This window comes from Streptomyces sp. NBC_00247 (assembly GCF_036188265.1).
Lineage (GTDB): Bacteria > Actinomycetota > Actinomycetes > Streptomycetales > Streptomycetaceae > Streptomyces.
The window spans coordinates 5,513,858-5,525,150 of sequence record NZ_CP108093.1 but is presented as its reverse complement, the minus strand read 5'-3'; the positions used below and the strand labels follow the sequence as shown (position 1 = coordinate 5,525,150).

Sequence of the window (11,293 nt, the reverse complement as noted above, 5' to 3'; positions counted from 1 at the left end):
GGCGACCGGCCGTCTGGCGGGCCACCTCCGGGCCCGCCGTCGGTCACGGACCCCGGATTCCGACGGAATCGCGGGTCAGCCGCCTACCGCCACCCCGAAGACGCCCCCGAGGCCGTAGGTGAGCGCGGCGGCGCCGCCGCCCAGCGCCAGCTGTCGCAGCCCGCTGAACCACCAGCTGCGGGCCGTCACCCGGGCCACCACCGCACCGCAGCCGAAGAGGCCGAGGAGGGCGAGCAGGACGGCGGGCCAGAGCGCGGTCGCGCCGAGCAGGAACGGCAGCAGCGGCAGCAGGGCACCGAGCGCGAAGGCCGCGAACGAGGAACCGGCGGCGACGAGCGGCGACGGAAGGTCACCGGGATCGATGCCGAGCTCTTCGCGGGCGTGGATCTCCAGGGCCTGCTCCGGGTCCTCGGACAGCTGCCGCGCGACCTCGGCGGCCAGCTGCGGCTCGACGCCCCGCGAGACGTAGAGGTCCGCCAGCTCGCGCATCTCGTCATACGGATGCTTGCGCAACTCGCGTCGTTCCACGTCGAGTTCGGCTTCGACCAGCTCCCGCTGGGAGGCGACCGAGGTGTATTCGCCGGCCGCCATGGAGAAGGCTCCGGCCGCGAGGCCGGCCAGGCCCGTGATGACGATGGTCCGGTGCGAGACGTCGCCTCCCGCGACACCCGTCATCAGCGCGAGGTTCGAGACCAGGCCGTCCATGGCACCGAAGACGGCGGGGCGCAGCCAGCCACCGTTGACGTCCCGGTGGGTGTGGTTGTCGCGGTGCGCCTCGTGCAGTGCGGCGTCGGTCTCGATGATGGACACAGTGCTCCCCAGATCCGCCGACGGTTCCGCAGCCCCTCCGCCACCGCCCGGCACCGTCGAAAATACGCACGAAATTCGGCGGCCGCCAGCAAGGCAGGCCGTACTTACCACCGCTCTGACCAGGCAGGACAGGCTTGGCTCACCTTCCTTTCGGGGTTCCCGCGCACCTTCCGGAGCCCTCGCGCGCACCGTGCGGATTCTTCGCGCGCACCGTTCGGGAGGGTCCGTCCCCGTTCACCCGTCCGGCTGCCGCACCGATGGCGCCCATCATCCTTTCGGGTGGGACTGAGAAAGACGGAGCCTTGCCCCGCCGGGATTTCCCGTTCCTCCGTCCAGCTCCTCACTCCGTTTCGTCTAGGTTCATCCGCATGGCCCTTTTATTCCGGTTGTCAGCCTTCCCGCCCGCCGGGCGTGGGACAGATCGGAGAGGGGGAAATCGTGTACGGACGAAGGGTCGTTCGATGGAACCGATCACGGGCAAGGACCGGGCCCGGGGCGCACTGCTCGGGCTGGCCGTCGGGGACGCGCTGGGTGCCCCGGCGGAGAACCTGAGACCGTCACAGATCCGCGCCCGCTGGGGCCGGATCGAGGGCTTCGTCAGCGAGGACCCGGCGGGTACGGACGACACCGAGTACGCGATCTTCTCCGGGCTGCTGCTGGCCCGCCACGGTTCGGCGCTCACCGTCGCCGACGTGGACCGGGCCTGGCACCACTGGATCGCCGATCTGGACGAAGGGCCCTTCCGGGGTGCCGGGTTCAGCGAGCGCGGCACCCTGGAGAACCTCCGCCGGGGGCTGGCCGCGCCGATCTCCGCGCAGCACCGGCACGCCTGGAGCGACGGGCTGGCGATGCGGGCGGCCCCGTTCGGGGTGTTCGCGGCCGGGCGGCCCGCCGAGGCGGCCCGGCTGGTGGCGATCGACGGGCAGGTCAGTCACGACGGCGAGGGCATCTACGGCGGCCAGGCGGTCGCGGCCGGGGTGGCGGCGGCGATGGTCGGGGCGGGCCCCGCCTCCGTGATCGCGGCGGCGCTCTCGGTGGTGCCGATGGACTCGTGGACCGCGCGCTCCCTGCGCCGGGCGGTGACCGCGGCGGGGCGCGCCTACCCGGACCGGCTGACGGCCGAGCGGGCGGTGCGGTCGGCGGTGGTGATCGGCGGCTACCCGTGGACGGACCTGGCGCCGGAGGCGGTGGGCCTGGCGTTCGGCGCCTTCACGTCCGCGCGCGGCGACTTCCGCACGGCCGTCCTGATGGCGGTCAACATGGGGCGGGACGCCGACACCACGGCGGCGGTGGCCGGCGCGCTGGCCGGGGCCTGGCAGGGTGCGGCGGCGATCCCCCCGGAGTGGGCCACCGCGATCGGCCCGGTGCGCGGCAGCTGCCTGCCGTCGATGCGGGGCTACCACGTGCTGGACGTCGCGGAGTTGCTGACCGCGGGCGACCCGGCGGGCGTACCGGACGCACCGGTGGCGGTGGGGGATGTGGGGGCGGCACCGCCGCCGGGCCTGGAGGCGGGGGAGGCCGCACACGCGCCGGTGGACGTGCCGGTGGACGAGTCGCTGCCGGTGGCTCTGCTGCACGCGGAAGGGGCACTCCGATGACCGCGGCGGCCACGGACGGGGCGCTCCCCGAAAGCGCCGAAAGCGCCGACAGCGCCGACAGCGCCCGCCGCGTCGGCACGGAGGAGCCGGAGACGACCCGGCGTGCGCGGATCGAGGGCCTGCTGCTGGGGCTCGCCGCCGGGGACGCGGCCGGCTGGCCCGCCGCCCGGCACCGGGCGGCCCGGATGCCCGAGTGGACCCGCCGGCTCACCCGGGAGCTGGACACCTTCGCCGAGCAGAACGCGACGACCACGCTGCCGGTGCCGATCGCGCTGAACCAGCCGCCGGAGCCGTTGCGGCTGGGCCCCTCGGACGACGCCGAGTGGGCCGCGTTCGCCGCGGGTACGGTGCTCGCGGCGGCGGCCGACGAGGCCCACGGGCTCGCCCCCTCCCGCCGGATGCGGGACGCGGTCGACCGCGCGTGGAACGCGCTGGCCGCCAAGGTCGCGGCGGCCAGCGAGCGGGCGCCCGAGGTGGAAGCGGCGGTGCTGCCGCTGCGCGCCCGGATCTCGGTGCGCGCGGGGCTCGGCAACCTCGCGGCCGGGCTGCGGCCCCCGGCGACCGGGCACGACAACCCGCACTACTTCGACGACGCCGCCTGCGTGCGGGCCGCGGTGCTCGCGGTGGTGCACCCGGGCGATCCGGCCGCCGCCGCGGCGCTCGCCGAGTTCGACGCCCGGTACACGCAGGACGGCGACGGGGTGCACGGCGCGCGGGCCGTCGCCGCCGCCGTGGCCGAGGCGCTCGCCGGGGCGGACGTGAGAACGGTGGTGGACGCGGCGCTCGCGCAGCTGCCCGAGGGCACCGAGATCGCGCGCAACGCGGTGCACGCGGTGCGCCTCGCACGGGAGTTCGCGGACGAGCCCGCAGGGGCGTTCTCGCTCGTCCCGGTGCTGGAGCACCAGATCGTGGACCACGTCTACAGCTACGGGATCGCGGCCGCCGAGACGGTACCGGTGGCGCTCGCGCTGACCACCGCGGCGCGGGGCCAGATCGCCCAGGCGGTCCCGGCCGCGGCCTGTCTGTCCCGGGTCGCGGACTCGGCGCCCGCGCTCGCCGGGGCGCTGACCGGGGCGCTCGGCGGCATCCGGACCGTACCGTCCGGGTGGCGGGAAGCGTGCCGGACGCTCGCCGGGTGCGCACTGCCCCGGCTCGCGGGCACCGATCTGATCGAACTCGCCGGGCTGCTCGCAGCCACGGAACAGGCCGCCACGGGTGGACAATTCAGCCATGATCCCCACAGTGAGTACTCAACACCCCGTATCGGACACGCTTTCCCTCGATGAACGTGTGAGCGGAGCCCTCGTCGGTGCCGCCGTCGGCGACGCGCTCGGGGGGCCGGTCGAGGGCTGGACCTCCGAGCAGATCGCGGAGCGGCACGGCGGGCGGGTGCACGGAATCGTCGGCCCCTGGTACGGCGACGACTGGCGCACCGCCCGCCCGATCGCCCCGTACCACAAGGGCGATGGGCACGTCACCGACGACACCTTGATGACCCACGCGCTGGTGCGGGTGTACGACGCGGTCCGCGACCACCTGGACGCGTACTCCGTCGCCACGCACCTGGTCCCGGACCTGATCTCCACCCCGCGTTGGATTCCGGAGCTGGAGGCGGAGGCGCTGCCGCTCCAGCGGATCTTCCTCGCGGAGAAGTGGCTCGTGGCGCGGGTGCACTACGGGCACGTCGATCCGCGCGAGGCGGGCAGCGGAAACATCGTCAACTGCGGGGCCGCGATGTACATGGCGCCGGTCGGGCTGGTCAACGCGGCGCATCCGGAGGCGGCGTACGCGGAGGCGCTGGAGGTCGCCGCGCCGCACCAGTCCAGTTACGGCCGGGAGGCGGCCGGGGTGTTCGCGGCGGCCGTCGCGGCGGCCTGCGTGCCGGGCGCCACGCCGGTCTCGGTGGTGGAGGCGTGTCTGGCGCTCGCCAAGGACGGTACCCGCGCGGCGATCGAGGCGGTGTGCGAGGAGGCGGCCCGGCACGGCGACCCCGAGTCGGCGCTGGTACCGCTGCGGGAGGCGGTGGCCCCCTTCGACACGGTCGGCCCCGACTACCGCTCCCCCTCGCTCGGCGCCCGCCGTCCGTCGCGGCTGCACTCCATCGAGGAACTGCCCGTCGCCCTCGGCATGCTGCTCGCCGGTGGCGGTGACTACCGCCGTACGGTGCTGGGTTCGGTCAACTACGGCCGGGACTGCGATTCGATCGCCACCATGAGCGGGGCGATCGTGGGCGCGCTCCACGGGGAGGCGGCGGTGCCCGAGGAGTGGGCGAAGACGGTCGCCGAGGCGAGCCGGCTCGACCTGCACGCCCCGGCGCGCACGCTGACGGCGGTGGCACGCGAGGTGTTCGCCGCCGACACCGCCCGTCGCCGCGCCCACGAGGCGGCCTTCGCGGTACTGGCGGGTGAGCGGTGAACGTACGGCTGACCTGGGTCCAGCCCGAGGACCTGATCGGGCACGAACTGCGCCAGGCCGAGCAGGACGGCCGGGACGCCTCGGAGATCGCGGCGCGGTGGTACACGGCCGGGGGCCCGCCCGCGCCGGAGCGGGCCGGGGCCTCGGCGGTGCCCGCACCACCCCGGCTGCGCACCCTCGCCGAGCGGTTGCTCGACGAACTCGCTCTGCTGGAGAGCCCGTTGGCGGCGGAGGAACCCACCGACCTGGCAGCCGTACGGGCGCTCTGCCCGCGGTGGCCCGCCCCGCCGGCCGCCCGTCCCGCACCGGACCTGGCCCGGCTGCACGCCGGATGGCTGGGCCGGGCGGCGGGCTGTCTGCTCGGCAAGCCGGTGGAGAAGCTCCCGCTGGAAGGCATCCGCGCACTCGGCCGGGCGAGTGGCAACTGGCCGCTCACCGACTGGTTCACCGCCCGGGGCGTGCCGGACGGGCTGCTCCGCGCGTACCCCTGGAACCGCCGCTCCGCCCCCACCTCGCTGGCGGAGAACATCGACGGGATGCCGGAGGACGACGACCTCAACTTTCCCCTGCTGACCCTCCTGCTGCTCCGGCGTCACGGCCGCGGCTTCGCCACCGCCGACCTCGCGCGGCTCTGGCTGGACGAGCTGCCTGCCGGCCGGGTCTTCACCGCCGAGCGGATCGCCTACCGCAATCTCCTGGACGGGGTGGAGCCGCCGCGCACGGCCCGGTACCGCAACCCGTTCCGGGAGTGGATCGGCGCCCAGATCCGCGCGGACGTGCACGGCTGGACCTGCCCGGGCGATCCGGGCGCGGCGGCGGAGCAGGCGCACCGGGACGCCGTCCTCACCCACATGGCGAACGGCGTGTACGGGGCGATGTTCACCGCGGCGGCGCTGGCCGAGGCGGCCGGCGGGGCGAGCGACGTGCACGGGTGTCTGGCCGCAGGTCTGCGCGTGGTGCCGCCCGGGTCCCGGTACGCCCGCGCGGTACGCCTCGGCATCGACACGGCCGAGGCGGCACGGGCGGGGCGGACGGCGGGCGGCTTCGACGCGGTCGTGGACCGGCTGCACGAGGTCTACGCCGCCACCCACCACTGGGTGCACGTACTGCCCAACGCGGCGCTGCTCGCCGCGGCCCTCACCCACGCCGACGGCGACTTCACCCGCTCGGTCGGCAACGCCGTGATGGGCGGCTGGGACACCGACTCGAACGGGGCGACCGCCGGGTCGCTCGCCGGGCTGCTGGCGGGCGGCCCGGACGCGCTGCCCGGCCACTGGACCGCCCCGCTGAAGAACCGGCTCGCCACCACGGTGGCGGGATTCGACGGCACCGGCTTCGACACCCTCGCCGGACAGACCTATCAGGAGGCACTGACCCCATGACCCGCATCACGGTGCTCGGCAGCATCAACATGGATCTGGTCGCCTATGTCGCTCGGGCGCCGGCACTCGGCGAGACCGTCGCGGGGAAGGAGTTCCGTACCGTGCCCGGCGGCAAGGGCGCCAATCAGGCGGTCGCCGCCGCGCGGGCGGGCGGGGAGGTCACGATGGTCGGCGCGGTCGGCGCCGACGCGTACGGCTCGCAGCTGCGGGGCGGCCTGGAGAGCGCGGGGATCGACACCGCGCTCGTGCGCACCGCCGAGGGCGCCAGCGGCACGGCGCACATCGTGGTCGACGACACCGGGGCCAACGCGATCGTGGTGGTGCCCGGGGCGAACGGCACCCTCACCGCGCTCGGGCCCGCCGAGCGGGAGGCGGTGGCCTCGGCCGATCTGCTGCTGCTCCAGCTGGAGCTGCCGTTGTCCGCAGTGGCCGAGGGGGCGCGGGCAGCGCACGCCCGGGGCGTACGCACCATCCTCACCCCCGCGCCCGTCCAGCCACTGCCGGACGAGCTCCTGGACCACGTCGACCTGCTGGTCCCCAACGAGCACGAGGCGGCGCAGCTCACCGGTTACGAGGACCCGTACGCCGCCGCGCGCGTCCTGCTCGGCAAGGTGCCGGAGGTCGTCATCACCCTGGGGTCCCGGGGCTGCCTGTACGCGGCCCGGGGCGGCGAGCCCGTGCCGTTCCCCGCTCCCGAGGTGAACCCGGTCGACACGACCGGCGCGGGCGACACCTTCGTCGGGACGCTGGCCGTGGCCCTGGGCGAGGGACGGCCGGTCGCCGAGGCGGTCGCGTGGGCTTCCTCGGCCGCCGCCCTCTGCGTCCAGAAGCCGGGCGCGTCCACCTCCATGCCCTACCGAAGCGAGATCGATGCCTCATGACCGTTTCCGGCACCACCCCCACCCCCACTCCTCTGTCGGGCCTGCGGGTCCTCGATCTCGCGACCCTCTTCGCCGGTCCGCTCGCGGCGACCATGCTCGGTGACTTCGGCGCCGAGGTGATCAAGGTCGAACATCCGCGCAAACCCGACCCTTCGCGCGGCCACGGCCCCGCGAAGGACGGGGTCGGTCTCTGGTGGAAGCTGCTGGGCCGCAACAAGCGCAACCTCACCCTGGACCTGTCCAGCCCCGGCGGGCGCGAGGTGCTGCTGCGGCTGGCCGCCGAGAGCGATGTGATCGTCGAGAACTTCCGGCCCGGCACCCTGGAGCGCTGGGGACTCGGCTGGGAGGAACTGGAGGCGGTCAACCCCCGGCTGGTACTGGCCCGGGTGACGGCCTTCGGGCAGTTCGGCCCCTACTCGCACCGGCCCGGGTTCGGGACGCTCGCCGAGGCGATGAGCGGTTTCGCGTCGATCACCGGGGAGCCGGAGGGCCCGCCGACGCTGCCGCCGTTCGGCCTCGCCGACTCGATCGCGGCGCTCGCCACCGCGTACGCCGTGATGGCCGCGCTCGCCGGGCGCGACCGCACCGGCCGGGGGCAGGTGGTCGACATGGCGATCATCGAGCCCATCCTGACGGTGCTGGGGCCGCAGCCGCTCTGGTTCGACCAACTCGGCCACGTCCAGCAGCGCACCGGCAACCGCTCGCGCAACAACGCCCCGCGCAACACCTACCGCACCTCGGACGGCCAGTGGGTCGCCGTCTCGACCTCGGCGCAGTCGATCGCCGAGCGGGTCATGCGGCTGGTCGGGCGCCCCGAGCTGATCGACGAGCCGTGGTTCGCGACGGGCGCGACCCGGGCGGAGCACGCGGACGAACTGGACGGCGCGGTCGGGTCGTGGATCGCCCGGCACACCCGGGACGACGCGCTCGCCGAGTTCGAGAAGGCGGAAGCGGCCATCGCCCCGATCTACGACGTGCGGGACGTGATGGAGGACCCGCAGTACCGGGCGCTGGACAGCGTCACCGAGGTGGACGACCCGGAGCTGGGGCCGCTGCGGATGCAGAACGTCCTCTTCCGGCTCTCGGAGACACCGGGCTCCATCCGATGGGCGGGCCGCCCGCACGGGGCCGACACCGAGGAGATCCTCCACGAGCTGGGCCTGTCCGGCGAGCGGATCGAGGCGCTGCGCTCCGAGGGGGCGCTGTGACGGCGGCCGAGGCGCGCCCGCGCCCCGCCGCGTCCCTCGCACCGGGCGGCACCTCCTCGTACGGCGCGTACGACACGACTCCGGTGCCCCTGACCTGGCTGTACGTTCCCGGGGACCGGCCGGAGGTGGTGCTCAAGGCGCTGGGCGCGGGGGCGGACGTGGTGATCGTGGACCTGGAGGACGCGGTCGCCCCGGGTCGCAAGGAGTACGCCCGTTCCGCGACCGCCGAGCTGCTCACCGATCCGGTGACCTGCGCCGAGGACGCCGTACCGGTCCATGTGCGGGTGCACGGGGAGGACGACGTGCGGGCGCTCGCGGGGCTGCCGGGGCTCTCGGGCATACGGCTCCCCAAGGTCACGCACGCGGCGTCGGTGCACCACGTGGCGGCGCTCGCGCCGGGCGTTCCGCTCTATCCGCTGCTCGAATCGGCGCTCGCGATCGAGCACGCCTACTCGATCGCCTCGGCCCACCACGACGTGCGGGGCATCGCGCTCGGGGAGTCGGACCTCCGGGCCGATCTGGGTGTGCGGGACGACGTGGGGCTCGACTGGTCGCGCAGCCGGATCGTGGTGGCGGCGCGGGCGGCCGGGCTGGAGCCGCCGACACAGTCGGTCTTCCCCGACGTGCGCGACCTGGACGGGCTCTGGGCCTCGTGCGGCCGGGGGCGGGCGCTGGGGATGCTGGGGCGGGCGGCGATCCACCCGCGCCAGCTGCCGGTGATCGAGCGGGCCTTCCGGCCGACCGACCAGGAGCTGGAGGCCGCCGAGGAGATCGCGGCGGCGGCCCGTACGGACGCGGGCGCGCTGGCGCTGCCGGACGGCCGGTTCGTGGACGCGGCGGTCGCCGCCGCCGCGCACCGCACTCTGGCCCTCGGGCGGCGGACGGCCGGGGCGGCGGGGGCCGGGGCGGGGGCGCCGGTCGGCTGACGGGCCCGGACACGAGGAAGGCCGCCGCACCCGGTGGGGGTGCGGCGGCCTCGTGGTGTCCGGGGGGCTCAGCTCGTACCGGCGGTACGGGCGGCGCCGTCGGTCTCCGGCTCGTCCGCGGCGTCGGTCACGACAGGCTCGTCCGCCCTGTCCGCCTCCGTCGCGTCGGCCTTCACCAGGTCGGCCTTGGTCGCGTCGGTCGTACCGTCGGCCTTCGCGTCCGGCTCCGCGTCGGTGCCGGCTCCGGTTCCCGCGTCCGCGTCGCCGTCCTCGTCCGCCGCCCGGGGTTCCACGATCTCCTCGCGGCCGGGACGCACCTTGGCCGAGACCACCAGGTAGGTGACGGCCAGGGCGAAGACGATGATCGCGGTCCACACGTTCAGCCGCAGGCCGAGCACGTGGTGGGCCTCGTCGACCCGCATGTACTCGATCCAGGCCCGGCCGGTGCAGTACGCGGCGACGTACAGGGCGAAGGCCCGGCCGTGTCCGAGACGGAAGCGGCGGTCCGCCCAGATGACCAGCATGGCGACGCCGACGCACCAGAGCGACTCGTAGAGGAACGTCGGGTGGTAGATGCCGGCGACCCGGTTCGGGGCCTCACTGATCTTCAGGCCCCACGGCAGGTCGGTCTTGCGGCCGTAGAGCTCCTGGTTGAACCAGTTGCCCCAGCGCCCGATGGCCTGGGCGAAGGCGATACCGGGGGCGAGGGCGTCGGCCCAGGCGGGCAGCGGGATGCCCCGGCGGCGGCAGCCGATCCAGGCGCCGACCGCGCCGAGGGAGATGGCGCCCCAGATACCGAGGCCGCCCTCCCACACCTTGAAGGCGTCCACCCAGTTCTGGCCGTCACCGAAGTACAGCTCGTAGTCGGTGATGACGTGGTAGAGACGGCCGCCCACGAGGCCGAAGGGCACCGCCCAGACGGCGATGTCGGCCACGGTGCCGGCGCTGCCGCCCCGGGCGATCCAGCGCCTGTTGCCGAACCAGACGGCGACGAAGACACCGATGATGATGCAGAACGCGTAGCCGCGGAGCGGGATCGGTCCGAGATCGATCACGCCGGTCGACGGGCTGGGAATGAAGGCAAGGTTCATGACGGAACCGACGCTACCCTGCCGGGCCGTGCGGACGGCACGTCACCCGGCAACGTCTGGGTAACAGGGATGGAATCCACCGTCCGCCGCGCCACCGTGATCAGGAGGCCGCGGGCGTCGGAGTGAGAGTGCCGGCCTGCTTGCCCTTGTTGGCCTCTTCCACCCACTTCTTGAGGTTGGCGACCGAGATCTGCTCGTCGCCCTTCTTCGGGAAGATGGGTTCGCCGTTCAGCAGTGCGGTCGGGGTGCCCTGGAAGCCGCCCTCGCTGAACGCCGTGTTGGACTTCGCGACCCAGGCGTTGTGCTTGCCGTCCTCCACACAGCTGCGGAAGGTCGGGGTGTCGAGGCCGGGGACCTTCTTGGACAGGTCGATCAGGGTGCTGTCCTTGCCGAAGGCGTCATCGGTCTCGGCGGGCTGGTTGGTGTAGAGGACATCGTGGTACGCCTCGAACTTGCCGGCGTCCTGGGCGCAGGCCGCGGCGTTCGCGGCGCGCACCGAGCCGGTGCCCCCCATGTTGCCGTCGATGATCGTGGCCAGGTGGTACTCCACCCGCAGCTGTCCGCTCTTGGTGAGCTCCGCGATGGTCGAGCGGAACGCGTTCTCGAACTGGGCGCAGACCGGGCAGCGGAAGTCCTCCCAGATCGTGAGCGTGGACGGGGCGTCGCTCGCTCCCACCGGGATGGCGAGGTCGTCCTTCCCGGTGGCGCCGGACGGGGCGACGACGGGGGCTGCGGTGCTGTCGTCGTCGTCCCCGGCGTTGGCCGCGATCAGGCCGATCACGGCGGCCAGCGCCAGCACCCCGATCACGGCACCGGCGACGATCAGGGTGCGGCGGCGGCGCTCGCGCGCCTTCTCCCGCTCACGCTGCTGGACGAGCCGGTCACGCGCGGCCCTTCTTCCTTCATGGTTCTCGCTCACACCCGCAGCAACGAACCGGGGAGGCACTCGCGTGCCTCCCCGGTCCCACTCCACCCGTACGGG

The 11,293-nt window shown here is 74.3% G+C and carries 10 protein-coding genes; 7 read left to right on the top strand and 3 right to left on the bottom strand.

The annotated features are described in order from the left end of the window. Positions 1 to 75: 75 nt before the first annotated feature. Complete coding sequence (locus tag OHT52_RS24085) at positions 76 to 810, bottom strand: VIT1/CCC1 transporter family protein (RefSeq protein WP_328722257.1); 735 nt, start codon at positions 808 to 810, stop codon at positions 76 to 78. Positions 811 to 1,271: 461 nt separating this feature from the next. Here OHT52_RS24085 and OHT52_RS24080 point away from each other — a divergent pair, with 461 nt between their 5' ends. The 7 genes from OHT52_RS24080 to OHT52_RS24050 all read left to right on the top strand — a co-directional run bounded on the left by OHT52_RS24080 (position 1,272) and on the right by OHT52_RS24050 (position 9,220). Further along, entirely contained in the window at positions 1,272 to 2,408 is a 1,137-nt protein-coding gene (locus OHT52_RS24080) for an ADP-ribosylglycohydrolase family protein (RefSeq protein WP_328722256.1), read from the top strand. Next, positions 2,405 to 3,694 carry an ADP-ribosylglycohydrolase family protein gene (locus OHT52_RS24075; protein ID WP_328722255.1) on the top strand — a complete coding sequence of 430 codons (1,290 nt, stop codon included), beginning with the start codon at positions 2,405 to 2,407 and terminating at the stop codon, positions 3,692 to 3,694. The genes OHT52_RS24080 and OHT52_RS24075 overlap by 4 nt, the downstream gene beginning before the upstream one ends. Continuing rightward, the gene (locus OHT52_RS24070; RefSeq protein ID WP_328722254.1) at positions 3,639 to 4,823 is read left to right on the top strand and encodes an ADP-ribosylglycohydrolase family protein; all 1,185 of its coding nucleotides are present in this window, start codon (positions 3,639 to 3,641) and stop codon (positions 4,821 to 4,823) included. The genes OHT52_RS24075 and OHT52_RS24070 overlap by 56 nt, the downstream gene beginning before the upstream one ends. Further along, positions 4,820 to 6,205 carry an ADP-ribosylglycohydrolase family protein gene (locus tag OHT52_RS24065; protein WP_328722253.1) on the top strand — a complete coding sequence of 462 codons (1,386 nt, stop codon included), beginning with the start codon at positions 4,820 to 4,822 and terminating at the stop codon, positions 6,203 to 6,205. Before OHT52_RS24070 ends, OHT52_RS24065 begins: the two co-directional genes overlap by 4 nt. Next, the gene (gene rbsK, locus OHT52_RS24060) at positions 6,202 to 7,086 is read left to right on the top strand and encodes a ribokinase (RefSeq protein ID WP_328722252.1); all 885 of its coding nucleotides are present in this window, start codon (positions 6,202 to 6,204) and stop codon (positions 7,084 to 7,086) included. The genes OHT52_RS24065 and rbsK overlap by 4 nt, the downstream gene beginning before the upstream one ends. Continuing rightward, positions 7,083 to 8,294 (top strand): CaiB/BaiF CoA transferase family protein, encoded by a 1,212-nt coding sequence (locus tag OHT52_RS24055; protein WP_328722251.1) that lies wholly within the window; start codon positions 7,083 to 7,085, stop codon positions 8,292 to 8,294. The genes rbsK and OHT52_RS24055 overlap by 4 nt, the downstream gene beginning before the upstream one ends. Positions 8,295 to 8,377: 83 nt before the next feature. After that, positions 8,378 to 9,220 carry an HpcH/HpaI aldolase/citrate lyase family protein gene (locus tag OHT52_RS24050; protein WP_328723876.1) on the top strand — a complete coding sequence of 281 codons (843 nt, stop codon included), beginning with the start codon at positions 8,378 to 8,380 and terminating at the stop codon, positions 9,218 to 9,220. Between the two features lie 68 nt (positions 9,221 to 9,288). Here the strand turns inward: OHT52_RS24050 and lgt are convergent, their stop codons facing one another. After that, positions 9,289 to 10,311: a prolipoprotein diacylglyceryl transferase gene (gene lgt, locus OHT52_RS24045; RefSeq protein WP_328722250.1), complete on the bottom strand. Its 1,023-nt coding sequence runs from the start codon at positions 10,309 to 10,311 to the stop codon at positions 9,289 to 9,291. A gap of 100 nt (positions 10,312 to 10,411) precedes the next feature. Beyond that, the gene (locus OHT52_RS24040) at positions 10,412 to 11,230 is read right to left on the bottom strand and encodes a DsbA family protein (protein WP_328722249.1); all 819 of its coding nucleotides are present in this window, start codon (positions 11,228 to 11,230) and stop codon (positions 10,412 to 10,414) included. Between the last annotated feature and the right edge of the window lie 63 nt (positions 11,231 to 11,293).

What these genes read in the sequence shown, in the direction of transcription:
- OHT52_RS24080 (WP_328722256.1), top strand. Translation starts at nt 1,272, where the DNA reads ATGGAACCGATCACGGGCAAGGACCGGGCCCGGGGCGCACTGCTCGGG.
- OHT52_RS24075 (WP_328722255.1), top strand. Translation starts at nt 2,405, where the DNA reads ATGACCGCGGCGGCCACGGACGGGGCGCTCCCCGAAAGCGCCGAAAGC.
- OHT52_RS24055 (WP_328722251.1), top strand. Translation starts at nt 7,083, where the DNA reads ATGACCGTTTCCGGCACCACCCCCACCCCCACTCCTCTGTCGGGCCTG.
- OHT52_RS24070 (WP_328722254.1), top strand. Translation starts at nt 3,639, where the DNA reads ATGATCCCCACAGTGAGTACTCAACACCCCGTATCGGACACGCTTTCC.
- rbsK (WP_328722252.1), top strand. Translation starts at nt 6,202, where the DNA reads ATGACCCGCATCACGGTGCTCGGCAGCATCAACATGGATCTGGTCGCC.
- lgt (WP_328722250.1), bottom strand. Translation starts at nt 10,311, where the DNA reads ATGAACCTTGCCTTCATTCCCAGCCCGTCGACCGGCGTGATCGATCTC.